The sequence below is a fragment of the Neisseria sp. RH3002v2g genome, assembly GCF_014596425.2.
Taxonomy (GTDB): Bacteria; Pseudomonadota; Gammaproteobacteria; order Burkholderiales; family Neisseriaceae; genus Neisseria.
On the sequence record NZ_CP110721.1, the window covers coordinates 609,371 to 633,811 of the forward strand.

Below are 24,441 nucleotides of genomic sequence, written 5' to 3' on the forward strand. Positions count from 1 at the left end.
AACATCTCCTTAATTTTGAGAAAGTATATTTTAAATAACCTGAAAAGTAAACTTTTAGTAGCCGTTTTTTGTCTATTTAAAATTTACAATGCTGAAAACATGGAGAATTTTATGACTTACGATTTGGCAAAATGGGCTACTGAGGCAAGAAAAGCAGCTGGGATGACTCAAGAGGACTTTGCACTTGAGCTTGGCTTCTCAACTAAAGCCAGCGTTAATGCAATAGAAAAAGGACGAAACAAGCCAACTTTTGAAACGATGGTAAAAATATCTAAAATTTCAGGATTCCCTTTGCCTTATCAGGAAGTCTCCCAAACAAAAGTACTGTCTGAAGATTCAGACAGCCTCGCTGACGACCGCATACGTTTTGAGCGGTTGGACGTGGTTGCCGCGCTTGGAGACGGCTACATCAACAACGAAGCAGTGGAGGTGGTCGATTTCGTCCATGTCGATAAAGCATGGGCGCGCGAAAAACTCGGCGGCAACCTATCCCGTATCCAAGTCATCACGGCACGCGGCGATTCCATGCAAGGCACCATCGAGGACGGCGACGTACTCTTCGTCGATACCTCCGTCCACTCATTCGAAGGAGAGGGCATTTACCTCCTGTCCTTCGCAGACGGCCTAAAAGCCAAACGCCTGCAAGCCTCCGTTGGCGGCGGCCTGCTGGTCATCAGCGACAACCCGTTATACAGAACGGAAACCATCGAAGGCGATGGACTGGAAAAATTAACCATCTGCGGCAAAGTCCGCGGCGCATGGCATTTGTCGGGATTTTGATTTGAATTTTGTGAATCGGCTCAATTCACGGTAAGTTTTGGAAGGTGCGGCCGTTGGATTTTTTGGATATTTATTATTTGGTAATGGTAAAAAACAATTGTAATTAACTTAAAAGTTAACTATTATGGCGGAATTGATTTATAAGGGTTCGGTGTACGGCTGCGTCCTGTCTGACGAGGCTGTCGAACAAATCGGATTCGACGGGGAAAACCTGCCGGAGCGTATTTGCGATGAAGACTCGGAAGAGCTTTGGGTTCGCATCATCCGTTATTGCGATGGGGTGCCGCTGAAAGAGCCTTTTGAGCTCAACTGCGAAGGACTCCCTTTTTGGGCAGTCAAAACCGCCCGACCCGAAAGCCTGCGGGCTTATTTTTGGCATGACGGAAACAATATGGTCATCAGCCATTTCATCAAGAAAACCACTCAAAAACTCACCCGTGAAGACCATCTTAAAATGCGCTTGATTATGGATTCTTACAATCGTAATGGAGGCTTTTGATATGAATATGCCGATACTCAATAAATTGCTCGGACGTTTCGACTTCCGCAAAAAACATAACCGTACCGACTTGAATATCCAAGCTGTTGACCAGCTGCGCGAAGCCATGGAAAGCAAAGGAATCAGACAGAAAGATATTGCGGAAAAGCTGGGTATTTCTCCCGCCGCCGTATCTAAAACGCTGTCAATGTCTGAAAAAAATCTTGAATTGAACACTATCGCGGATTTTGCGACGGCTATGGATATGCGCTTTTCTCTGATCCTTGAACTTGATCCGCATTGTTCCGCTACACCTGCCGCTATCAAAAAAGAGTTTATCAGTTACCGTGAAACAAGAGTGCTTTTTAATACTGTCCTAGATGGTGTCAATGATTTACCCAAATTCGGTGAGTTTAGGGAAATTTCAGTCTCTTTAGAAGCGGAGGGTGTATGAAAATCGTTCTAACCGACATCACGCCACTGAATCTGAAAATTGATGCTGACGGTTTGCGTTCTGTCCCTGATGCGCCAGCTTTTGATATTGAAGAACGCCTTGAACTTCAGGCGGACGGCTTCAGGGTGGCAGTCAATGCACCGGCCATCGAAGTCAGATGCTTGGCGGTCTATCAATATCTGCTCAAATATGATGAAGTCAGACGACCTTTAATTGATATTAATATGTCTTACCTGGCGGCTTTTGATGTGATTTCCGATCCCCTTGTGGATTTGATTGAAATGGGAAACAATCCGGAAAAAATGCGGATTTTGCTCGACTTTACCGAACAAGCCGTCCGTTTCAAAATCAGCACTATCCTGAATCAGTTCGGTATCCGCACCCGCTATCCTTTGGCGGCTTTCGAGGTCAATTTATAGTTTCATTCCTAAAACAACAAAAGGTCGTCTGAAATGTTTCAGACGACCTTTCTGATAAGGGTGTACGTTTTAATTTGGTATTTGTCGGTATTTTGAGACAAGTGGCAGGGTGGCCGCTTGCGGAATATAACTAAAAAGATATATTATGCAACTTATTGTTCACGATCATGCGGAAGCGGATTTGGGACGCCTTTTCGAGAGTAATGAGAAGGCGGTCGGTTATATCGATAGTGTGATTGCGCTTATCGATGATACGCCTGCGCTTTTTGATAAGCTCTTTTCTGAAAAAAACTGTCGCGATTACGATCAGCCCATCGGCCTTTTGGGTATGGAATGCAAACGTGTGGCGGTGTTGTGGCGGGCGGATATACGCGTGATGCGGCTACGGCTTGATGAGGAATCTGCGCTTTCGCTGCGTATTTTGTACTGCGTTCGAAATGAGATGCAGCCGAACCGGACGTTTATCCGGAAAATCTATATTTTGGCGGTTGCCGACAAATCCGAGGGCTTCGATTATCAGCCCGATCATCCGATTATGCGGAGAATCCAAAATGACTATGCAAAAATCGAATATTGAAAATTGGACTGCCTTCGGGGCGGTCTGTCTGTTTACGGCTTCAGCGGTGTCTTTGTCTGTGCCTGCCGCTGCTGCGACTGTCAGAGCTTCTGCGGTATTTGTTGCAGGCGGCCAAGTTTTGCCGCTTTCTGATGCTTCAGACGCTTGCTGCTATGTGGAACGTGTTCGCAAAAATCCTCGCCGTGCGGCGGCGATGGATAGAGCCGCTAAAAAGCTGGCAGCAAGACTTGATGCGGATACTTCGGGGGCAACGTTTGCATCATTGCGTCTGAAACACGGTTTGACGCAATCTTCGCTTGCTGAAAAAACTGGTCTGAAACAGTCTTATCTTTCGCGCATTGAAAACAACCGCTGTACTTTGAGTAATGAAACAGTCGATAAGCTGGCAACGGTTTTCGGTATCGGCCCTCTTGATGTACGGGCGGCTTTTGACCGTCAATGGGATTTTGTGGAAGGACTCAAATCATGATGCCTGTATCGCTGCATATTCAATATTGCGATAGTATTATCCGCCATGCGGACGATTTCCGTTACAGTCTGATTGGCATTTATCCGGGGGTCTGCCCGCTACCGTCGCGTGATTTTGTATTGGCTCAATTAAATCTTTCTCTGAATTTCGAGATTCCGACTTCTAGAAAGGATTTAAGTTTTGCGCCTTTGCGCTTGGAGATTCTTAGGAATGCCGATGTTTTGTCAGTATTCGAAATGCCACCTGTCGATAATGCTCCTGTAGTATCGGAAAATCCTGAAGTATTCAGTGGGCTGGTGCATCATAGTTTGGATCATCTTCCTGTATCAGTCGGAGATAAAATTTATGCGCGACTTGTAGTAGGGGATGTTGTGGCAACTGGAAATTCCCTTAAGTTTATCGCTATGTAAGCTGAAATTTTAAAAGGCCGTCTGAATTTTTTCAGACGGCCTTTTGTTTTGGTCAGGGTTTGGAAACTGCGGCGGCAAAGTTTGGGCTGACTTCGCCTTCGTAGAGGACGATCGGTACGTCTATCAGGCTTTGGAGTTTGACGGCTGTCGTCAGTCCGTTGCTGTCGAGGGTGTGGACGGTTTCCTTACCCACCCATTTCTCTGCGTCGATTTCGGGCTTGAATCCTTGCAGGGTTACGGGGCTTTCGGGGGCGACGTCGGGACGGCCGATGGCTAGGGAAATATCGAATTCCATTGCGCCGCGTTTTAGTTTTTTGTACGCGGCGCGCGCTCCGGTGGCGGCGGTTTTGGGGCTTTGGTAGGTATGGCGCAGGGTTTTGATTTTTTTGCCGGCAGTATCCACCTGTTTGATTTCGGTTACTTCTTTGGTGGTGGTTTTGTGGGTTTTGCCGTCTTTGCGTTTGGTCTTGTATTTTTTGGTGGTGGTAACGGTTTTTTTGACGGGGTCGTAGTTGTCTTCGGTAATGACGACTTCGTGCTTTTTACCTGTCTGTTTGTCGATGTAGTAGGCGCGGACGGCGTTGTAGCTTTCGGTATTGCTGTATCTGAATGCATATTGGTCACCACTGTTGCGGGTAATCCTGATTGTAGGCAACGGCTGCCCGCCGGCGGTCGTGGCTTCGCCTGATGAAACAAACAGGAGGCGGCCGTGTTTGACTGTTGCGATGGCGTCGTAGCGTTCGGCAAGGCGCGACAAGAAGGCGGCGTCGGATTCGTTGCTCTGGTCGATGTGGTCTATTTTTTCGTCTTGGTAGGCTTTGCCGATGATTGGGGTGTAGCCGTTGGCGGCGGCAATGGATTCGATGATTTCTTTCAGGCTGGTTTTGTGCCAGCTTTTTTCTTTTGCCTCTGAAAATCGGTCTGATGTGTCGGCGGATTGGGCGGTGATGTGCAGGGTGTCGGGCGCGCCGCTCCAGCTTACTTCAGTAATTTTGTAGCTGCCTTTATCGACAATGCCTGTTTCGATGTAGCCCAGGGAGATGGTTATCTCGGCAGACTTCGGGGGCAGGGCGAGCTTGCCGTCGTGGTCGGACAGGCTGACGGTCAGTTCGTCCGCCTCGAAGCCGCTTTTGTCGGTCAGGCTGATGGAGATGATGCGGGAGAGGGCGGCGGTATTGAACGGCTTGCCGTTTATGGACAGCTTGGCGACTGGGGTTAGATGGTTGCCGCCGGTGTCGGTAATGGCGTTGAAGATTTTGACGGCTTGGTCTTTGATTTGGGTAAGTGAGGTCATGTCAGATTCCTGCAATGCTGCGGGCGATGGATACGCCAAGCTGAAGGGCTTTGCCTTTTAGTCCCAGCGGGCTGTCGGATACTTTTTTTAATTCTATGCTGAAGCTGATGGAACGGGCTTTGCCATCGTGCATGAGTTGGCTTCTGTCTTCTTTAATGGATGTGATGACGTATGCGCCCATTATTTGACCTGTGCCGAGGATGAGATTGTATGGTTTTCCACGCTCTGCCATAAGGTGGAGCATGGCCAGGGAGGTGTCTCCCCCTGTGATTTCCGGCCTCATTTCGGCTGACAGGGTCAGGGTGTCAGTTTCCGGCCCTAGGTATTGGGTGGGATTAATACCGCCGCCGACGGTGGATTGATTTGGGTGCTTCCAGCCGCTTTGGCGGTTGATGGTTTGAAAGGGGATGGTACGGATGAGAAAGGGGAAGAATCCTAATGTGGCAAGCATGGTAGTGTCCTTTTTTGGTGTCAGTCATCTGAAAATGCGCTACGGGCACGACGTGCGGCTTGGTCTGCAATCTGCTTAATCTGACGGGCAACTTCGCGGGCGATGTCGGCTGGGCTTTGGCTGCCTCCGTTGATGGTAATGTTGACGGTCATACCGCCTGCGTTTGTGTGATTGAATCCTGCCGATACGGGAACTGCTCCGACAAGGGAAGGGCGCGGTTCTTCAGCTGCGGCGGGGATAATGCTCTGCAATGCGCCCAAGCCTGCTTTGCGGATTTTTTCCAGAACCCTCCATCCTCCGAAGCGGGCTACATCTTGTTGATTGAAGACAACCTCGCCTTTATGCACGATACCGGCCGCTTGGTTGACACCTCCCGCTCCTGTGTAACCGCCTGTGGAATATCCTTTGTTGGGAATGTATGCGCCTACGCCATAACCGGCTGCGCTGCCTCCCGGTGCGGTCGGTTTGGTGGAAAAGGCTTTTTTCATCCATTCCCATGCACTAGTAGCGACGTTTTTGAGGATTTGGAAGTTTTTGATGAGGATACCGATTGGGCCTAGTGCGGCGGAGAGGGCGTAGGATATGGGGTTGTTGCCGCTGAATGTTTTTTTTATCCATCCCCAGCCTATGATGAGGGCGTTTTTGATGCGGTCCCAGTGTGTGGCCAGTGCAACGATTGCGCCAATCGGCCCGGTCAGGGCGTATAGGATGGGATTTTGGGCGAATGTTTTTTTAATCCATTCCCAGCCTCTGATGAAGGCGGCAGTCAATGTATCCCAATTGGTGTAAACGAGATAGATGATGCCGATTAGGGCAGTCAGCGCAAGGCCTATGGGATTTAATGTCATGAAACGTAGGGCAATGCCTAATACTTTAAGAATACTCATGCCGAATCCGCCAAAGGCAATGCGGACGGCGGCAAAGGGGACGGCAACTGCGGCAATAACTGCGGCCAGCCCTGCTAAGGCGGTCATTGCTGCGGTTGCATAAAATGCGATTTTTCCAAGTTTGGCGGCGGCCTCTGGATTTTTTGCCGACCATTCGTTGAATTTATCCAATAAGCCTGAAATGACATTCATGCCGTACTCTAAGCCTGAAAACATACTGCGCCCAAAGCCTGATTCGGTATTGAAGAGCTTATTTTTGAACATCTGCCATTTGGACGACATGGTATTGACACGAATTTCGAACTCTTTGTCGAGGCTGCCTAAAGCGTCCGGGGAGGTGGCAAGGCGGATTTGCTCGCGCCAAAGCTCTGTATTAGCGACAAGTTGGGCAAATACGCGGTTATATTCGCCGCCTGCCAAGCCTTTGAGGATGCCTGCTTGTTGCTCTTTCGGCATTTTTTGGACGGCGGCAATGATTTTTTCAAGCGTACCTTGCGCGTCTTCGACCATGCCTTTTTGGACGGATTTTGCGTCCATACCTATGCTTTTCAGGGCTTCCCGTACGGGTTTCATATCAGGCGCGGTACCCAGCCTTGTCATGAGGCTGCCGACGGCCTTTGCTGCTGTACTCGACTCAACGCCCGTACTAATAAGGGCGGAACCCAAGGCAGCAACGTGTTTTTCGCCCATCTTCGCCAAACCCATACTGCCTGATACTTCGTTCATGTAGCTGATGAGCTGGTCGCCTGAAACCAGTGCGTTGTCATCGAGATAGTTCATGACGTTGACTAGTTCAGAAGCGGCTTCTTTGGATAATTTGAAGTTTTGGCGAATGCGCCCCAACTCTTCGGCAAGAGCCTCCGGATCTGCTGCTTCAAAGGCATTTGCAGCTTTGACGGCTTCGGTCACATAGGCAGCAAGCTCTTGGCGTGGGATATTCATCTTCGCGCCGGCAGTCATCATTTTCATGATTTCGACGGTAGCCATAGGCAATCCATCGCTTAGTTTTTGGACTTCGGTGCGCATTCTGGCGATTTCTGCATGATTGAGGCTGCCATCTGCGTTTTTAAGGCTGCCGACTTGGCGAATCAGTCCCTGCATTGCATCTTCTTCTGACATGGCTGTATTGATGGCATGCCCTGCACCTTGCCTCATGGTGGCAGCCTTGCTACTTGTCCATGATGAGACACCCGATGCAATACCTGCGATGGCGGCGGCCTTGATTCGACTCTGTTGCCGTTTTTCCAGCTTTTCTAAGGCGGTGGACTGCTTTTCGATTTGGGCAGTAGTCTTTTGCATTCGGGCGGCAATCTCTGCCTGCTCTTTTTCAAGGTTTTGTCCGGATACGCCGACTTTTTCCATGTGGTCTTTGTAGCGTTTTAGCTGCGCGGATTGTTTTTCGTATTCGTTATTCAGCCTTTCGCCTTCACGGGTCAGCTTTTTGAGTTCTGCCGCCTGTTTTTTTGTGGCAACGCCCGTTTTGTCGATTTCGGCAGTAAGACGGCTTGTGGCGGCAGAATTACGGATGATTTGCTCATTCAGACGGTTGAAATATTGTTCTGCCTTGCCGATTTTTACCAGTGCGGTTTGGGCGCGCTCAAGATCACGCATTTCTTTTTTGTTTTTCGCCAATTCGCCCGACAGCCCGCTACTACTTTTTTTAATTCTGTCAAACGTTTTGCTTGCTTTGTCGGCGGCTTTGAGGATAATATTAATTGTCTTGTCTGTCATGGCTCGAGCTTTAAGATGAAACGGAAAATGAAAAATCAAATCTTGGCAGATTCGGTTTTGAATGCAGTCGATTCTGTCATTTGGTGGTATGGCGCATTATTTTGGCTTTTTGTTGCCGTCATTGCCCTTATGGTATGGATGCTTCCTTGATTATTTTGTCGATTGAAAAGGTCGTCTGAATTGATTTCAGACGACCTTTTTTATTGTCCGTCTCCTTGGCGTGCGCGTTGGATTTCGGCGGCTTTGGCTGCCCAGCGGTTAAGGGTAAAAAGATTTAGTCCTGCGAACCAGCCGATACCTCCTTTGAAAGTAATGGCGCAGAGGGCAAGGGCGTCGTCTATTGGGTAAAACGCAGGAACGTCTTCATCTTCTTCAGCCTGCCAGATGTCGGGCGCTGCTTTTATAAGGTCGGCGAACTGGCCGGCTCGGTATCGGAAGCATGGGTATAGCCCAAATCGGCAAAGGCTTCCTGAATCTCTGCTTTCGCCGAAGGTGCGGCTGAAAAAAAATCAATAGCGGCATTGAGGGCTTGTACATCTGCCATACCTAATACGCCATATTGCGCCATGCCGATTTTTGGGGTGCTGATTTTTGAGAGGAGCTTTTGAACAGTTTCGGTGTGTTTGATTTTGATGAGGTCTTGTCCCATGCCTGCCATGTCTTTGGCCAGCGGTTCGCGCAGAGTGTAGGCTTTGCCGTCGGTCAGGGTTACGGTCAGGGTATCGTCTGGGTTGATTTTGATTTTTGGTTCTTGCATTTACTTGTTCCTGTTGTATGTGTTTAGAGGCCTAATGCGGCGCGAATGCCGGCACGAACGTCTTTGTCGCCGATGATGAGTTTGTTCGCCATGAGGTCTGCTTCAAAAACGACTTCTCCATCGACGGTTTCTTTCCAGTAGGTTAGGGCATATTTGAATGTCTGCTCTCCACCTTCGGCTGCTTTGTCTTCGCTGCGTGTGGTTTCGATAATTCGGCCACGCGCTTCGCCGACCAGTGTTTGGTAGGTTTCTTCGTCTTCTTTGTGCAATGCGCCTTGATAGCGTAAGAGGTTGCCATTGATTTTGTGGCTGATGGATTTGAACAGCTCAAGATCAAAACCTTTGCTGGTCAGCTCCAGCTCTAATTTTTCAATACCATGAATAACTGTAAATTCGCCCATACCGCCGCCCGGGGTATAGTCTTCGGTTTTGAATTTGATGTCCGGGCGTTTGACGGTCATGAGGACGCCGTCTTTGTTGAGTCCGTCGGTAAAGACGTTAAAACTTTTCAAGATGCGTGGCAGCTGCATTGGGGTGTCCTTTATTACTTGTGTTTGGGGTACCTATCCCTAACCCCTCTTTGTTGGGAGAGGGGAATTATTGGGAGGCAAGGTAGTTTAGACGGTGGTCGGTTTGAGGTTGGATGCGAATTCGATAACTCGGTCGGTCAGGTTGACGATAAAGCGGTCTGATACATGTTGGTTGAGTTCGATATTCTCTAAAGGCGGGGCTACGGTAAATTCGTAGTCGAAGGCAAAGATACCGCCAGCTACGCGTTCTTTTTCGATTTTTTTGGGGTCGATGAAGACTTGCGCACCCAATAACCAGCCTTGATAGACTTTTTCGGCGAGCTTGGCATTGATGCTGTTGATGATGTCAATCATAAGGCTCGGGTGCATTGGTTTGTCCATTGCCCAGAGAAAGCTTTCGGCGATGGTCTCTTTAATTACGGAAGAGACACGGACTGTCGGTTCGAATGCCCAGGCAGGATCTGCAGAACATGTGCGGTTGCCCCAAACGCGGAAGCCGTTTTCACGGATGAGGGTGGTAATGTTGAGGTTGTTGATGGTATTGGCGTCGCTGTTGATGTCCAGAAGTCCGAAGCTGCGTGGGTATTTAAGGGCGGATACGCCTTGAATTTCGGTATTTGAAATGGATTTATGCGGACCGATTTTTTGGTCAAGCATGGCGCGTGCGCCGAGGATGCGGGCAACGGTAGCGGCAGTTTCTTGGGTTTTGGAAGCGCCGAATGTCATGAATTCGTTGTCAATCAGCATGAGGTTTTTTTGCCCAAACCCGTTCTTATATTGGGTCAGGGCGGTAATATTTTCTGCGCCGCCGGCGGATGCATATACGAAGCCTTCAAGAGCGTTGGCGGTTACAACCAGCTCGGCGGTTACGTCAGCGTCGTCAAGTTCGGGCGCACCGATGATTTTTGGTTTGTAACCGGTATGTGCGGGAGCTTTCGCCAGTGCTTTGATACCTGCGATAACGTTTGCTTTCTGCTCCGGTGCTTTGGTTGAGCCAGGAACGCGGACTACAACGATTTGGGCATCTGCCTGATCTGCAATTGCGTCTAGGGATTTTGCCAAGGTTCCTTTGCTGCCTGCTTTATCAATCAGGGCAGAGACGGATGTTGAAAATATGGGTTTGGTAGCGGGAAAGACTGTGGCATCAGCGTCGTCTGCGGTGGCAACGATGCCGATAATGTTGGTGGCGATATCGGAAATATGGCGCGCGCCGTGTGTGAATTCGTTGGCTGTTACGCCGTGCATGCGTTTTGCGGTCATGTGGCTGTCCGTTTCTTTGGGGATGGTCTGATTGTTGCTTTGCTTTTTATCGGTGGCAAGCGGTGGAGGTTTTGAGTGGGATTTTCAGGCCGTCTGAAGTTTTCAGACGGCCTTTGTTTGTCTTAAGCGGCGGCGATGCCAAATCCTGTCATCAATGCCGCGCCTTTGTCGGCGGCTTTGGACACATTCCCTTGTACGATTTCAAACCCTGCACCGATTCGAATTGTACGGCCTGTATTGGCAACGTGGCTGGTACCGATACGGATTTTGTCGAAAGCGGTATTCCAAGGTACAACGGCTATATGCCATTCACCGTAGGAATAGGTATTGCCTGCTCGGTTGACTTTGCCATTCACTGTGGCATTTTCCGGCATGCGTAGGGTAAAACCGTTTTCGCCATGGGTGGCTGTCACGCCGCCAACGGCAGGACTTTCGCCCGCCATCGGCAGCAGGATAAACGCTGCCCCTGGTGTGCCTCCTTTTTCAAGTTTAAACGGCATAATGACTGTGGTCGGAGTACCGGTTGCGGCACTAATTCCGCTACTCTCGATATAGCGGTGGCCTTTACCGTTTTCGCCGGCCTGTGCCTTCATGTAACGGATGTTGCCCTCTTCTCCGAATGCGCCTGTCCATCCTTCAGGCTCTCCTGCGCGGAGTGCATTGATGACGCTCTTCAGACGAGCCTCACTATTGCTGCCAACAGCTTCGGTGGCGCTGGGTTCGAGGCCGTTAAATGTGAATTTAATGGATGTTTCTGTGGCGGCAGGTGCGGGCTGTTCGTTAGCAGTGGAGGTCGGTTGTTCAGGTTCTGCTTTAGGCGTTGCTGAATCAGCTTTTGGTACTACCGTTTCTGGTGTCGGCTGTGTGACTGTTTCAGATGCTTTGCCTGCTGTCGATGCTTTGAGTTTAGTGATTTCGGCCTCTAAATCTGTCAGCTTCGCCTGCAGCAGGGTGGCGGCATAGTCAGTAGTCTGTGTATTTTTGTGGTTACGCGCACCTGTCCATACTTCTACTGTATCGGTCAGTTGGTTGTGCATGTAATTTTCGGCAACGGTGCAGTTGTCTAATTCGCCGATAGGGTAGAAGCCTGCACTTAGTAGGCCGTTTCGGTATTTAACTGTGTCAACGGTATAGGGTTGTCCTACTTCGGTTTTGCCCTGCTCGGCGTTTTTGTACGGGGTAATGTCGCAGTGATTGCCGACAATGGACGCGCCGCGCAACTTACCAATTATCATCTGGCGCATGAAGTTGCCGTCGGGTGAATTTTGAATGTAGTTCCCACGGATTTGTGCAGCCAACATTGTGCCGTAACGCGCTTCTGCGCCCACGCTCATGCCGTATGTCGATGTGTTGACGGTTGCGGTAGCCGTCGCACCTGTACCACCGCCTCCTTCGAGGGTTACGGTTGGCGGTGTGTCGTAGCGGCTGCCGATGCGGCGCAGCTTGATTTCGGTAACTTTACCGTCTTTCACTACTGCTTCGCCTTCTGCACCGAAGGCTTCCGCACCGCCTCCTGTGATGATGACTTTAGGGGCGGTGGTATAGCCGCTGCCGCCATTGGTAACGGCAAATCCTGAAACGTAGCGCATGCCGTAAAAATCGCCGAACGGCAGGGCAAATGTAAACTGGTTGCGTTCAATCAGAAAGTGGTTGTGCCCGTAGTTGCATTGCAAACCGCGCGGGGCATAGACCGTATTGTCGTTAATCAGTTGACGGCAACGCAGCCACCATTTCTTCTGATTGCGGCGAGAAAGCACTCCCAATGCACCATTAATCGGATGAATGCCGATGTTGCCGCTGACAATGGTATTCCCCGTAATTTCGATATTGCTGTCTTGGTAATAGAAACTGTACGGGTCTGCAATTTTGGAGGCGCGTCCATCCGTCGCGGCAAATACTTCTTCGATTACGGTGGAAATGCCGTAGTACATGGCACGGCCACTGTTGTTTACGATTTTGACGTTGTTGCCGGTATGAATATCCATTACCTTGCGCTTGCCAAAACCGAACACGTTGTCGTGGATGAATAGGTTGTCCATTGGCAGGTATCGGGATGTGCATTGCTGATAACCCGGATCGAGACTGACGATAGAATTATTCCAGCCACGCACATGTTCCAGATGTGCATCGGGGTGTCCGACTACAGAATCAGGGGCAAAGATGCCGCAAAGTTCGTAGCCTGATACGCGGACTGCTTCCACACCGCAGGTATAGTTGTGGGTAAAGTATCCGCCCGTGATGCGGGTATTGACGGCAACCATGCCTTTTTCGTAGGCCTTGGCGACTTCGCCGCCGCCTACATCCTCTCCGGACGGAGAACCATGTAAACCTGCAATCACTGCGCCGCCAGTAAATCCCCGTACGTCGAAGTAGCGGATTTCTGTGCCTCTGCAGTCGAACAGTCGCCAACCGTAACCGCGACTCCATACCTGACCACCGCGCCAGAGGCCGAATGTGGGTGCAACCGTGCCGTCATCTTGCGGGAATTGCGACAGGCCGTCTGAATTCCAGTAGCCGCCGACGCTGCGGTAGCGTTGGCTCGATTCGTCAATGTGCAGTTGGCGGATTTTTTCGCGGGTATATCCTTCAGGTTGTTGTACACCTGATGTATCAGCCGAATTGTTCATGTAACGGGCAACATCGTGGGACAGTGTGGTGGTATTGAAACCTGCCTCCGCCGTACCTTTCAGCGCCATACCTGTGCCGATGTGCGGTTTTTCGCGCGTCCAGCCGTCGATATGCGGAATCCATCGTTTGTCAGGGTCGGCCATGCCTGATGTGTAGCCATAGTCCTTATAGGCGCGTGTGGTAATTTTGCCGCCGTGCAGAATGGTGTTGCCCTCTGATTTGCCGCACAAGTGGAACACGTCCTGCCCCATTTCTTCCACGCAAAATTCTGCCAACGAGAAGTCGTACACATTAAAAACGGAATGATGAAAGGTAATACACGGCTGTTGGCCGTTGACTGTCAGCACCATGCCGCCGACGGAAATTTGCCGTCCGTCCGCGCCGTAGTATTCCGGCTTGTAACCTGTGTTCTTCGTTACCGGGAAAAAGCCGCCGCGCGAAGAAATAAAGACGTTAGACGGCAGACGGTCGTACCATGCCTGAATCAGACGGACAATATTCAATGCGTCTTCTTTAGAAGGATTGTTTTTGTACCAACCGTCGTAAACTTTTTTACGCAGTTCGGGTGTCAAGGCGTCCTCGATATAGAACTTACCTTTTTCAATGGCAATCTTGGCGGCAGCCTCGATTTGTTCGCCCTCGAACTTGGCCTGCTCGGTAATAATCAGTGATGGTGTTTTGACATCGGCAAAGGCATTGCCTACTGCTTCTGATACTTTGGCGGGTGTAATGAGGTGGATGTCGGACGTATTGTCGTTTAGTTTCAGACGGCCTTCTTCGTCAAGAGAGGCGGTCACGTTTGGATTTTCTGCAAGTTTTTTGGCTTTTGCGGATTCTTCTTTTGCTGCCACTACTGCATCGGCAATTGCTAATACGGCTTGATCTAATTTTGATGTCATTATTTATTTCCTAATTTTTTATACACTTCTGCCAGTGTTTCGTCGGTCAGGTCAGTGGATGCAGCTGGATTCGGAGTAGGGGCAACCGGTTGTTCAGGTCGCGTGGACGGTATGTGCTCCGTGCCGTTGCCGTTGCCGTTTTGTGTTTCTTTAATGACCTCTTTTACGATTTCCCGTATTTTTTCAGGAGATACGCCGGCGGTTGGTGTGCCTTCGGCAGGGGATACGACGACTAGCCCCTGCTCCATGATGCTGACGCGGATGGGTTCGGTACTCTCGCCGATAATGCCGCTGACGTTGGTAATGGAGGGTGCAATGTAGATTTCTCCGCGCAGGACGGTACAGACGATGCCCCCAAAAACGGCGCGTAGGTCGTATTGGCCTAATGTCCATGCGGTGTTTTGAGTCAAGTGGGCGGGGAAAGTAATAATTATTTCTTGTCCGCTGACACTGATTTGAGGGCGCAGCTCTTCGCCTGTCTGCCCGCGTACGGTCATTGCCCATTGCGCGGATTTAGGCTCGAATGGCAGGCCTCCACCGTCAAAGCCGATTCTGAAAATACGGGTATCGCCTTTGTATAAGGTCAGGTTTTTTGTCTGGATGGTCATTTGAGACTTTCAGGGAAGTGGGCTTTATGTTTTTCGCGAAAATAGGCGGCTCGGCAGTGGCTCTTCTGCCAGAAAAATAGTGCGTCAACTGCTTTTCGGATGGCTGTCCAGTGACTTTTGTTTGCTTCGACATCTTTGCGGTAGAGGCGGCTGGACAGGGTCTCGTCCGGGTAGCCGCCAAATACGGCATTAATTGTTTGGTCGGCAGCAATGGCAAGATTCTTGAAGTAGGCTTTGATGCTTGATTTCATTTTCAGACGGCCTTGTAAATCAGATATTGATTTCGGTGTTGATGACGTTGAGTTCGTCTAAGTTTTGGGCGGCTTCGATTTGTTTCTCGATGGCTTGGCGTTTGCCTGCAACGGTAGCGCAGAGGGACTCATAGGCAACGGTTTTGCGCAGGGCGGCGGCTTTGAGTTTGTCTGCGTCTATTCCGCGCGATTGGGCAATTTGATCTAAAACGGGCGTGGCCGCGCTTTTATCTACCGACCATGCGCGGGCTTCGACCGCTTGGATAGGCCAGCTCTGCACTTCAAAGGCGGGGAGGTCGTCCATTCCTGATTTTTGGGCAACAATGTTTTGGGCTTGACGGTTGATGGCACGGATTAAAGTAGCCTTGGACGCGTTTAAAAATTCGGCTTCAATTTGTGCTTTTTTGTCTTGGTTTTCCATCCATTTTTCTCCATTCCATTCGTCAAACCGTGAGGAAGGTTTTAAAAATGTCAGGTCGTCTGAAAGGCTGCCGATTTGGTCGATGATAACGGCTGTGCGATCAGTTTTTCGGTAGGCAGTTTTGCCGCGATGGTCTTCGATGAAGTCCCATCCTTCGCCGTTCCAGCGGGCAGCTTTGCCTGCGCTGATTTGAGGCGGGTCGGTGTCGATGCAACCGGCGGGAATCAGATAGCTGCCGTCGCGTGCCATGATGTCCAGATCGGCTGTGGTTTGGCCGATGTAGAGATGGTCGGCGTCAAGTTGGCAAACGGGCTTTGTCCATTGGATGTTTTGGGTCATTTTTTTACCTTTCTAAGTGGTTTAAGGCGGCTTATGCCTTGATGCATGCCAGCAGGGCGATATTTCGAGGGCGGGTTTCAATGCCGCCAGCCGGGTCGGTTTGGCCGACAGTGTCAACCGATACGGTTGACGGATTACTACCCCTGTCGGTGTCGGACATGCGGTTGACGCCGATGCCGTGGCTGTGGCTGCGGAATTCATCCGCCTGCCATGAGCCTAATGCACGATTTCTATCAATGGCTCTGCCGTCATCCCATGATCGGATAAATTCGCCGCGCAAGTCGGGCAAGTTGAAAGTGGTGCGTCCGTCACCACGGCCGTAACGTTCGCCGATGGCGGCGAACAGGTTGGCATAGACGGTACGGGATACTGCCGCACCGTTTGCTTTTAACCATCCAAATGGTGGGACATCTTGGGCAAAGTAGGCGACGGCACCAACGGGGACGCCTACATTCATCACGTTGTTATCGACACGCGCAATCAGTCCGGGCGTGTCCCAACCGATGGCAATTTGATGATTCTGCCCGCCCAAACCTACTGCACCTCCGCGTCGGATACTGTTGTCGTAGGCGGTTTTGACGGCCTTGGATGTGGCAAGACTGTCGGTACTGTCCAGATTGACGGCATCAGATTTATCGGACATAAGGGCAATTTTGACGCCACTGTATGTCAAGGTGCCGTCGTCCTTAAGTTGCAGGTATTTATTGCTTGCCGTGTTGCGCAAATAAACGTCTTTTGCCCCAGTATTGATGTCGGCAGATTTTCCATTGCCGGATACGGACAATCCCGCATTAAATACGGCTTTTGATGTAAAGGTTTTGACACCGCCGACGGTTTGGTCATTTGATAGCATGACGCCGTTTTCTTCGGTCAAGACGGTTCTCATGCCGATATAACGACCGTTGGCATCCCAAGCAGAGGTAACGAGATGATACGGATTGGACGACGAGCCGTATGAGAAGCCGATGCCGCGGGCGTGTGCGCCGTTCACTACTTCCGGATGGGCAATGTGGATTTCCATTGTTGGCAGAGCATTTCCGTCAAGCTGACGGCCATTGGATCGGTAAAATCCGCTTTTGGTATAGCCTCCGGACTGGTCTGCATAGTAGTTGGTGGTGGCGACATTCATTTTGTCAGTAGCAAGTCGGGCGGCATTGGCTTCGACCCAACTTTGATAGGCGACGCTTTCCGATCCGGATACGCGCGGGAAGTGTACGCGCCCGATTTCTCGACTTCCCGATGTAAAAACATAATTGAAGCGTGCGCCGTTTTCTCCTTCAGATACGGGGGCGGTCTCAAAACGCCAGTAGCTGCCGTCGCCATTGGTAAAACGGATTTTTTCCCATGCGTTGGTTTGAATGTTGAGCTGACCTTCTATAACTTGCGTACCTTTATTGCCAATCTTGGATTCGACTTGGGTTTTAAGGTATAAGGTGCGGTTAGCTAGTGCTTGCAGGGGTTGATTGATTGGGGCATCAGTGCCGCCTATAACGCGGTCGCCTGGTTCGATGAGGCGGACGTTTTGGGTGTATTGGTTGAGTTCTTTTGCGTTGGCCATTTTTTATCCTTTAGGGTCAGGCTATGCCGAAGTTGTAACTACCGTCGAATGTTATTTCTCCGTTCCAATAGATAGGGTGGTCCCGGTAGTCGAGGCTGTGCAGTTCGCAACGGAGAGGGACAATTCGTTCCAACCATTCTCGAAGTTTTTGGGCTTCATTATTGGTAACCGGGCGGCTTAATTTAATGCTGTATTTCGCCCATTCTCCGTTGCTGCCTCCGAATAGGTGTGTGCCGTCAAAGACGGCGTTTCCGTTCCAGTAAAGATTGGCGGTATTTTCGATGATTTGTATTTCTCCGTATCCTAGGTCACGGAAAAGGCGCCGGATAACGGATGGGGTCCCTTTGTGCTGATGCTTTTGAATATAGTTTTCTATCAGTTTTCGGCGTGCGATTTCGGTGTCGGTAATATTCCAGCCTTCATCACTGCCTATGGAGCGTTCCCATGCAAGCCATGGTATGAATTCTGGAGGGCAACTGTCGGGAATGCGGCTTTTGGTAATGACTGCGAGGTCGAAGACAGTTGCCAGTTCTTGCGATGTCAGGCGTGCAAGGGCTTGCAGGAGGTCGGTGTTGTTGGTTGGGATGACTGTCGGCATGGCTTAGGCTTCTGTCAGAATGGTTTCTGTAATTTTTATAAATTCGCCGTCTGTACACAGGATGTCTTGTCTTGGCTCTGTCAGCTCTACTTTTTTGACGCCATCTGTATCAAGTGCGCCAATGATTTTTGACAAGGCAATTTGTGCGCCGAGTCTTTTATGCTGCTCTAGCATTTGATTGAGGTCTTGAAGCTGGCGGGCTTTGACGATTTCTTTGTCTGGGCCGTCTTCATAGGTAATACGGGCGGATATGCGTATTTCTTTCGGGGTGCCGGCGTGGACGGTTACGGTATCGCAGAGTGGGCGGCGGCTTTCGTCGCTAAGATAGGCATTGACGGTTTCAAGGGTACGGCCACTAGGTATGCCTTGGTTGCTGGATGTTTGGATATAAACAGCGACTGTTCCTGGAGACACTCTGACGGCGCGGGCATCGGTAATATCGGGGGCGGCATCAAGGGCATGGGCTTCGTATGCTGCACGAGGCCCTGCCGCTGCGAGTTTCTCTGGATATAACTGGACGCGCCGGCGGAGGTCATCGTCGGTTTCGTAAACGGCTTCTGTAGGGGGATTGGTGGTTGGATCGGCAGAGATGATGGTTTTCCGCTCTATGCCTTTGGCTGCGGCAAGGTGGTCAAGATCACTTCCTTGCGCGAAGGCTAAAAGTGTTGCTGCAGCTGCTTGGTTTATGCGTTGACGCAGGATGATTTCTTGATATGCCTGTTGTTGAAGGTCGATGGTCAGTGGCTCTGATTCGAGTTTCAAGGTGGCTGCAATGGTTGGACGTATGCCAGCCGGGACGAGGGCGATGAGGTTCGCTTTTTTGCGCTCAAATATGGTCTCAAAGTCGAGTTCTTCGATGACTTTGGGGGCTGGTAGGCGGGTTAGGTCAATTTCTGCCATGTTTCTGCGTTATTGTATTTGGAATGTTTGTTCTGTGCCGTCGGTCAGGGTTGTGACTATGGTAATGGCTAGTTGTCCGTTGGCGGCGGCGGTAGGGTCAAAGTGTATGCTGCGGACGGTAATGCGCGGTTCCCATGCCGCTATGGCAGTGACGGCAGCCTGATGGCAGAGTGCTATAACGGTCTGGGTCATCGGCATGTCTATCAGCTCTGGCAGAAGGCTACCGTAGTCTTCTCGCATGAGGCGGCTACCGATGCGAGTGAAGAGTATGTTCTTTATGGATTGGGCAATGTGTTCTTTTAAGCCGATGTTGCGTCCTGTTTGGTCGTTGGTCATCTAGGCTGTCCTGTTGTGCCGCCGCTGTCGCCCTGGTGGGTGTGGGTGGTTAGGTTGACCCCGTTACTGATGATGCTGCCTTCTTCTTGGCGTATTGTGCCTTTGATAACTGCTGCCGCTCCACCTTCGCCACCACTTCCTGCCATGCCGCCCTGATATGTAAGCAGTCCGACAACGTTTAGTTTGCCTTTGATGTCTGTCTCGGGACTGTCGATAGTCAGGTGTTTGGTGTGTACGGTGGCTTTTTCTTTGACGGTAATATCGGCAGTTTTGATGCCTTTGATTTGCAGATGGCTTTTTGCGTGGTTGTATTTAAACTCTGCTCCGTCAGGCATGAGGATGATGGTTTCGTCTGGGTTTTGGGATGGGGCAGGATGTTGGGAGGTTGAGAAGCCGCAAATAATAATTCCGTTTTCGGGTTCTCCGCTGGGAGAAAGTATGATGCAACCTTCGCCGATGGAAGGTAAACGCCAAATTGATACGCCACCCGCTGCAGGAACAAAGTATGGCAACCAGTCTGTAATGAGACCGCCGTGTTGTGCGCGGATTCTGTTGGCAACAGGGTCGGTTTGGGAAACTGTGCCGATTTTTATGAGGTTTTCAATGTTGCGACTGGTCATGGGATGATGTAGTCTCCGATTTTTAGGCTTTCAGCTGCTTTTTTGCTTTCAAACATGGCTTTGCGGTCGAATTTCCAGCCGTATTCATTTTTTAGTCTGACGGTAATGAACCATAAGCCGCAAAAAAATAAGGGGCGGCTGTGGATTGCTATGACTTGGCAGGGTTCTTTGAACATGGTCTTGGTTTTGCTGTTTTTGGAAAGCCGCCGTTGTGGAGTGGCAACGGCGGCTTTTTGGGATGCCGTCTTTCCGGCTGTCATTACTCAACAATCACAAGGAACATATCACTTCAGATGACGATTTGATTTTGGCAAAGAGTGAATATGTGGGCAAGCAGATGGGGTTTTAGGTGGGTTTTTTAAGTTTTGGATATAGAAAAAGGTCGTCTGAAAACTTTTCAGACGACCTCAAAACTATTTTATCCGATACTTTTCCCGTAATGCCATCACATCTCGACCAAGGTTTTCCAGCATTTCTCGTCGCTCCTCTAAAAGCTCTGATCGGTCATAAGCGCGTTCTGTCTTATCCGTAATGCCATGCGAAAGCAGTAATTCACCCACATCTCTGCGAACCTTATAAACCTCCCTCAAATAAGTCCGTGCTAGACTCCGCAAACCGTGTGCCGTCGTATCCAGCCCCATTTTAGTACGAAGCTTTAATCTGACTGTCTCGGACGACAATGGCTTGGTAAACCCTGAACCTTCAAATAAGAATACTCCATTCACATTTAATCTTAATGCCTCAAAATAGATTCGCGTCAAAGCGGAACTTAATGGGACAACATGCGGCCTTGTTTTCATCCTTTCAATTGGAATTTCCCAAGTTCCTGCCTTTAAGTTAATTTCATCCAGACGAGTCCCTGCTGCTTCCGACGGCCGCGTCATACTCAAAAGTTGCCAATAAATTAATAGCCGCGCTCGTTCCCCAATTCCCTTCGATGTTTCTAACTTCTCCACTAAGAGTGGTAGCTCATCAAAGCGCAGTGTATCGAAATGACGTTCAGGTGGCCTATCGAATACTTGTTTTCCAATAACACTGACTGGATTTATAGTGATAGATCCATCTGCTACAAAATAATCAAACATCAATCCCAATGCACCTTTAACCCGACGTAAATATTCAAGCGCCCCGCGTTCTTCCATTTTCCTTAAAACTGCTACTATATCTGCCGTCTTGATCGAACGAATATCCTTTCCCTTAAAAAAAGGTAGTACATTCAATTCTAAAGCCGACAGTACTTGCCCTGCATAACGCGGATTTTTACCCATCCCTTGTTTGCCACCCGATTTCTTCCATTTTTCAAACCAAAGTACCAAGCAATTTTCAAAACGAAACTCTGCTCCTACGTCCGCAGAAATTGCCTTCGGATCAGTTCCATTTCTGATTTTTTCTAACATCTCCTTTCGCCATGCCCGCGCATCTGCTAGTCCGAAACGTGGAAATAAACCCAGCGTCAATGTGTTCATTTTCCCATCAGGGCGGCGGTATTGTAGCCTCCAAGACTTAGAACCTGAAGGCAAAATCCATAGGGCAAGCCCACCTCCATCTGGTAACTTGTAAACCTTCTCTTTAGGTTTTGCTGTTTTAATTTGAGACAGACTTAATGGCGTTACAATTTTTGGCATGAAGTGTTACTCCTTGGGTAATAACACATAAAATACCACAAAAAAGATAAAAGAATTGAAATATACCCGAAATGAATTTAAAGAAGATGAATAACAAAAAAGGCTAAGTTGTTGATAACTTAGCCTTTAATATGCGGTTTTAGAAGTAATGAAAAACTTATAAAAATGAAAATGGCAGAGAGGAAGGGATTCGAACCCTCGATACGCTATTCACGTATACACGCTTTCCAGGCGTGCGACTTAAACCACTCATCCACCTCTCTGTGGACTATTATCCTGAATTGTTATTCAGAATAATGTGAAAACTTGACTGATTGATTTATCAATGGTGCCCAGGAGAAGACTCGAACTTCCACACCCGTGAGGATACTAGCACCTGAAGCTAGCGCGTCTACCAATTCCGCCACCTGGGCAATTTAAATTTTCTTAAGCAAAGAAGCACCAAATTATTTGGTGCCCAGGAGAAGACTCGAACTTCCACGCCCGTGAGGACACTAGCACCTGAAGCTAGCGCGTCTACCAATTCCGCCACCTGGGCTTTGCTTTATTCTTCAATTTCAGGTAGAGTTGACTATCTGAACTGCGAAGAAGCAGCTATTATATATTTTAAAAAAAGAATGTCAACCATCAAAATGAACAAAAATACTAAATCTTTAAATTTACGAGAAAAAGACCCGTATTTGGAGCGGGAGAAACAACGTTACGCTCATCCGTTGCCCAGTCGTGAATGGGTCATTGAATTATTGGAACAAAAAGGTGTGCCGACAAAAATCGAAGCTTTGGCGCATGAATTGTCGATTGCAGAAGATGAATATGAATTCTTCGAACGCCGTCTGAAAGCGATGGCACGTGATGGTCAGGTGTTGATCAACCGACGTGGCGCAGTATGTGCGGCAGAAAAATTGGCATTGGTTAAATGCCGTGTCGAAGCGCATAAAGACGGCTTTGGTTTTGCCGTGCCGCTTACGCCGACAGGCGAGGGCGATTTCGTCTTGTATGAGCGTCAGATGCGCGGCGTGATGCATGGGGATATTGTTACCGTGCGCCCTGCCGGTATCGACCGCAGAGGCCGTCGCGAAGGTACGGTTTTAGATGTAGTGGAGCGTGCGCAGTCTAAAGTGGTCGGCCGTTTTTATATGGATCGCGGCGTGGCGATTTTGGAGGCCGAAGACAAACGCTTGAATCAAAGCATTGTTTTGGAACCTGAAAGCGTAGCGCACTTTAAACCGCAATCCGGTCAAGTCATTGTCGGTGAAATTGAGACTTACCCCGAGCAAAACCGCCCTGCCGTAGCGAAAATCATTGAAGTGTTGGGTGATTATGCCGACAGCGGTATGGAAATTGAAATCGCCGTGCGCAAGCACCATTTGCCTCATCAATTCAGCGAAGCATGTGCCAAAGCTGCGAAGAAAATTCCCGATCATGTGCGTAAAACCGACTTGAAAGGGCGCGTGGACCTACGCGATTTGCCTCTAGTAACCATTGACGGCGAAACTGCGCGGGACTTTGACGATGCGGTTTTTGCCGAAAAAATCGGCCGCAATTACCGTTTGGTGGTGGCGATAGCCGATGTCAGCCATTATGTCCGCCCGGATGACGCGATTGATGTAGATGCTCAAGAACGCAGTACCAGCGTGTATTTCCCGCGCCGTGTGATTCCAATGCTGCCGGAGAATTTGTCCAACGGCATCTGCTCGCTCAATCCTGATGTCGAACGCCTGTGTATGGTGTGCGATATGGTGATTACTTATGCCGGCAATATCAAGGAATACCGTTTCTATCCGGCAGTAATGCGCTCTCATGCGCGACTGACTTATAATCAAGTTTGGGATTGGATTTCAGACGGCCGGGATCATCCGTTTAAACCGCAAATCGATACTCTGTATAAATTATTTAAAATCTTGCAGAAAAAACGTTTCGAGCGTGGCGCGGTTGAATTTGAGAGCGTTGAAACCCAGATGATTTTTGACGACAACGGTAAAATCGACAAGATTGTTCCTGTTGTCCGCAATGATGCGCACAAGCTGATTGAAGAATGTATGTTGGCGGCGAATGTTTGCGCGGCAGAATTTTTGCTGAAAAACAAACATACGGCTTTGTTCCGCAATCACTTGGGCCCGACTCCCGAAAAACTGGCCACTTTACGCGAGCAGCTTGGTTTGCTGGGGTTGAGTTTGGGCGGCGGCGATAATCCGACGCCGAAAGACTATGCTGCGCTTGCCGAGCAATTTAAAAACCGTCCGGACGCGGAACTGTTGCAAGTGATGATGTTGCGTTCTATGCAACAGGCGGTTTATGAGCCGCATTGCGACGGTCACTTTGGTTTGGCTTATAGCGCATATGCACACTTTACATCGCCTATCCGCCGTTATCCGGATTTGACGGTCCATCGTGCCATCAAAGCTGTATTGAACGGACAAACTTACCAACCCAATAAAACCTGGCAGGCTTTGGGCGTACATACCTCTTTCTGCGAGCGCCGAGCGGATGATGCCAGCCGCGATGTGGAAAATTGGCTGAAAACTTATTATATGCGCGACAAAGTCGGCGAAGTTTTCAGCGGCAAGATTTCAGGCATGACCAGCTTCGGTATTTTTGTAACTCTGGACGATATTCATATCGATGGCTTGGTTCACATCAGCGATTTGGGAGAGGATTATTTCAACTTCCGTCCTGAAATTATGGCGATTGAGGGCGAACGCAGCGGTGTCCGTTTCAATATGGGCGATACGGTTACTGTAAAAGTCGCGCGTGCCGATTTGGATACCAGCAAGATTGATTTGACCTTAATCAGCGGCGGTTCAGTCGGTAAGAAACGCGACACCAGAAAAGCAAAACCTGCGAGTAAGCCTATAGCTGCTGACAAGCCTGTCGAAAAACGTAAGCGTAAACTTTCGGCTAAAGAAATTGATGAAGCGTTGTCTGCTCCCGCGAAGGCAAAGAAGGGTAAGGTAAAAGGCAAACCTGCTTCCAAGCCGGCCAAGCCAAGCAAACCTAAAGCCGCAAGCAAGAAAAAGGCGCAGGCGAAAATAGCTTCTGTCAAAGCAGGACGTAAAAATAACGCCCAAGGCAAAAGCGTGAAGATTAAAGTGAAGAAAGCTGCTAAGAAATAAGCAGCATTCAACTCAGGCCGTCTGAAAGGTTTCAGACGGCCTGAGTTT

The 24,441-nt window shown here is 49.5% G+C and carries 26 protein-coding genes and 3 tRNA genes; 9 read left to right on the forward strand and 20 right to left on the reverse strand.

All coding sequences use genetic code 11. The annotated features are described in order from the left end of the window. Positions 1–111: 111 nt before the first annotated feature. The 7 genes from BBP27_RS02965 to BBP27_RS02995 all read left to right on the forward strand — a co-directional run bounded on the left by BBP27_RS02965 (position 112) and on the right by BBP27_RS02995 (position 3,587). Entirely contained in the window at positions 112–780 is a 669-nt protein-coding gene (locus tag BBP27_RS02965) for a S24 family peptidase (RefSeq protein WP_107792098.1), read from the forward strand. A 124-nt stretch (positions 781–904) separates the two neighbouring features. Further along, the gene (locus tag BBP27_RS02970) at positions 905–1,279 is read left to right on the forward strand and encodes a hypothetical protein (protein ID WP_070646980.1); all 375 of its coding nucleotides are present in this window, start codon (positions 905–907) and stop codon (positions 1,277–1,279) included. A gap of 1 nt (position 1,280) precedes the next feature. Further along, positions 1,281–1,712: a helix-turn-helix domain-containing protein gene (locus BBP27_RS02975; RefSeq protein ID WP_188211661.1), complete on the forward strand. Its 432-nt coding sequence runs from the start codon at positions 1,281–1,283 to the stop codon at positions 1,710–1,712. After that, complete coding sequence (locus BBP27_RS02980; protein WP_188211662.1) at positions 1,709–2,131, forward strand: hypothetical protein; 423 nt, start codon at positions 1,709–1,711, stop codon at positions 2,129–2,131. Before BBP27_RS02975 ends, BBP27_RS02980 begins: the two co-directional genes overlap by 4 nt. A gap of 145 nt (positions 2,132–2,276) precedes the next feature. Further along, positions 2,277–2,708 carry a hypothetical protein gene (locus BBP27_RS02985; protein ID WP_188211663.1) on the forward strand — a complete coding sequence of 144 codons (432 nt, stop codon included), beginning with the start codon at positions 2,277–2,279 and terminating at the stop codon, positions 2,706–2,708. Then, entirely contained in the window at positions 2,683–3,177 is a 495-nt protein-coding gene (locus BBP27_RS02990) for a helix-turn-helix domain-containing protein (RefSeq protein WP_223168914.1), read from the forward strand. The genes BBP27_RS02985 and BBP27_RS02990 overlap by 26 nt, the downstream gene beginning before the upstream one ends. Further along, a complete protein-coding gene (locus tag BBP27_RS02995; protein WP_188211664.1) occupies positions 3,174–3,587 on the forward strand; it encodes a hypothetical protein in 414 nt (137 codons plus the stop codon). Before BBP27_RS02990 ends, BBP27_RS02995 begins: the two co-directional genes overlap by 4 nt. Positions 3,588–3,639: 52 nt before the next feature. On the opposite strand, the gene BBP27_RS03000 is transcribed toward BBP27_RS02995, so the two are convergent. From BBP27_RS03000 to BBP27_RS03010, 3 genes are read right to left on the reverse strand one after another with little or no spacing between them, the layout of a single operon-like run. Continuing rightward, entirely contained in the window at positions 3,640–4,881 is a 1,242-nt protein-coding gene (locus BBP27_RS03000; RefSeq protein WP_188211665.1) for a contractile injection system protein, VgrG/Pvc8 family, read from the reverse strand. A gap of 1 nt (position 4,882) precedes the next feature. Next, positions 4,883–5,332 carry a phage tail protein gene (locus BBP27_RS03005; RefSeq protein WP_063075563.1) on the reverse strand — a complete coding sequence of 150 codons (450 nt, stop codon included), beginning with the start codon at positions 5,330–5,332 and terminating at the stop codon, positions 4,883–4,885. A gap of 20 nt (positions 5,333–5,352) precedes the next feature. Beyond that, a complete protein-coding gene (locus BBP27_RS03010) occupies positions 5,353–7,950 on the reverse strand; it encodes a phage tail tape measure protein (RefSeq protein WP_188211666.1) in 2,598 nt (865 codons plus the stop codon). A 27-nt stretch (positions 7,951–7,977) separates the two neighbouring features. Here BBP27_RS03010 and BBP27_RS03015 point away from each other — a divergent pair, with 27 nt between their 5' ends. Then, positions 7,978–8,100: a hypothetical protein gene (locus tag BBP27_RS03015; RefSeq protein WP_265511155.1), complete on the forward strand. Its 123-nt coding sequence runs from the start codon at positions 7,978–7,980 to the stop codon at positions 8,098–8,100. 250 nt (positions 8,101–8,350) lie between these two features. Here the strand turns inward: BBP27_RS03015 and BBP27_RS03020 are convergent, their stop codons facing one another. The 17 genes from BBP27_RS03020 to BBP27_RS03100 all read right to left on the reverse strand — a co-directional run bounded on the left by BBP27_RS03020 (position 8,351) and on the right by BBP27_RS03100 (position 21,818). Further along, the gene (locus tag BBP27_RS03020) at positions 8,351–8,707 is read right to left on the reverse strand and encodes a hypothetical protein (RefSeq protein WP_070647002.1); all 357 of its coding nucleotides are present in this window, start codon (positions 8,705–8,707) and stop codon (positions 8,351–8,353) included. A gap of 23 nt (positions 8,708–8,730) precedes the next feature. Beyond that, a complete protein-coding gene (locus BBP27_RS03025; RefSeq protein WP_188211667.1) occupies positions 8,731–9,237 on the reverse strand; it encodes a phage major tail tube protein in 507 nt (168 codons plus the stop codon). Between the two features lie 87 nt (positions 9,238–9,324). Next, on the reverse strand, positions 9,325–10,497 hold the full coding sequence (locus BBP27_RS03030; RefSeq protein ID WP_188211668.1) for a phage tail sheath subtilisin-like domain-containing protein: 1,173 nt from the start codon (positions 10,495–10,497) through the stop codon (positions 9,325–9,327). A gap of 122 nt (positions 10,498–10,619) precedes the next feature. Beyond that, positions 10,620–14,024: a hypothetical protein gene (locus tag BBP27_RS03035; RefSeq protein ID WP_188211669.1), complete on the reverse strand. Its 3,405-nt coding sequence runs from the start codon at positions 14,022–14,024 to the stop codon at positions 10,620–10,622. Next, positions 14,024–14,632, reverse strand: a complete 609-nt coding sequence (locus BBP27_RS03040; protein ID WP_188211670.1) for a hypothetical protein — start codon at positions 14,630–14,632, stop codon at positions 14,024–14,026. The genes BBP27_RS03035 and BBP27_RS03040 overlap by 1 nt, the downstream gene beginning before the upstream one ends. Further along, positions 14,629–14,883, reverse strand: coding sequence for a hypothetical protein (locus BBP27_RS03045; RefSeq protein WP_188211671.1), 255 nt, complete (start codon positions 14,881–14,883; stop codon positions 14,629–14,631). The genes BBP27_RS03040 and BBP27_RS03045 overlap by 4 nt, the downstream gene beginning before the upstream one ends. A 19-nt stretch (positions 14,884–14,902) precedes the next feature. Continuing rightward, positions 14,903–15,643 carry an HI_1402-related protein gene (locus BBP27_RS03050; RefSeq protein WP_188211672.1) on the reverse strand — a complete coding sequence of 247 codons (741 nt, stop codon included), beginning with the start codon at positions 15,641–15,643 and terminating at the stop codon, positions 14,903–14,905. Between the two features lie 31 nt (positions 15,644–15,674). Beyond that, the gene (locus BBP27_RS03055; RefSeq protein ID WP_223168915.1) at positions 15,675–17,201 is read right to left on the reverse strand and encodes a tail fiber protein; all 1,527 of its coding nucleotides are present in this window, start codon (positions 17,199–17,201) and stop codon (positions 15,675–15,677) included. A 16-nt stretch (positions 17,202–17,217) separates the two neighbouring features. Beyond that, on the reverse strand, positions 17,218–17,799 hold the full coding sequence (locus tag BBP27_RS03060) for a phage tail protein I (RefSeq protein ID WP_070814016.1): 582 nt from the start codon (positions 17,797–17,799) through the stop codon (positions 17,218–17,220). 3 nt (positions 17,800–17,802) lie between these two features. Then, positions 17,803–18,699 (reverse strand): baseplate assembly protein, encoded by an 897-nt coding sequence (locus tag BBP27_RS03065; RefSeq protein ID WP_070814017.1) that lies wholly within the window; start codon positions 18,697–18,699, stop codon positions 17,803–17,805. 9 nt (positions 18,700–18,708) lie between these two features. Beyond that, positions 18,709–19,035: a GPW/gp25 family protein gene (locus tag BBP27_RS03070; RefSeq protein ID WP_063075576.1), complete on the reverse strand. Its 327-nt coding sequence runs from the start codon at positions 19,033–19,035 to the stop codon at positions 18,709–18,711. Beyond that, positions 19,032–19,655 carry a phage baseplate assembly protein V gene (locus tag BBP27_RS03075; protein WP_063075577.1) on the reverse strand — a complete coding sequence of 208 codons (624 nt, stop codon included), beginning with the start codon at positions 19,653–19,655 and terminating at the stop codon, positions 19,032–19,034. The genes BBP27_RS03070 and BBP27_RS03075 overlap by 4 nt, the downstream gene beginning before the upstream one ends. Beyond that, complete coding sequence (locus BBP27_RS03080) at positions 19,652–19,915, reverse strand: hypothetical protein (protein ID WP_063075578.1); 264 nt, start codon at positions 19,913–19,915, stop codon at positions 19,652–19,654. Before BBP27_RS03080 ends, BBP27_RS03075 begins: the two co-directional genes overlap by 4 nt. Before the next feature lie 153 nt (positions 19,916–20,068). Continuing rightward, on the reverse strand, positions 20,069–21,280 hold the full coding sequence (locus tag BBP27_RS03085; RefSeq protein WP_107792038.1) for a tyrosine-type recombinase/integrase: 1,212 nt from the start codon (positions 21,278–21,280) through the stop codon (positions 20,069–20,071). A gap of 172 nt (positions 21,281–21,452) precedes the next feature. Beyond that, positions 21,453–21,543 (reverse strand) — tRNA-Ser (locus tag BBP27_RS03090). Positions 21,544–21,606: 63 nt separating this feature from the next. Continuing rightward, positions 21,607–21,693, reverse strand: a tRNA-Leu gene (locus BBP27_RS03095). A 38-nt stretch (positions 21,694–21,731) separates the two neighbouring features. After that, positions 21,732–21,818, reverse strand: a tRNA-Leu gene (locus BBP27_RS03100). Positions 21,819–21,912: 94 nt separating this feature from the next. On the opposite strand from BBP27_RS03100, the gene rnr reads away from it, so the two are divergent. Next, positions 21,913–24,393, forward strand: coding sequence for a ribonuclease R (rnr, locus tag BBP27_RS03105; protein WP_188211673.1), 2,481 nt, complete (start codon positions 21,913–21,915; stop codon positions 24,391–24,393). Positions 24,394–24,441: the final 48 nt, after the last annotated feature.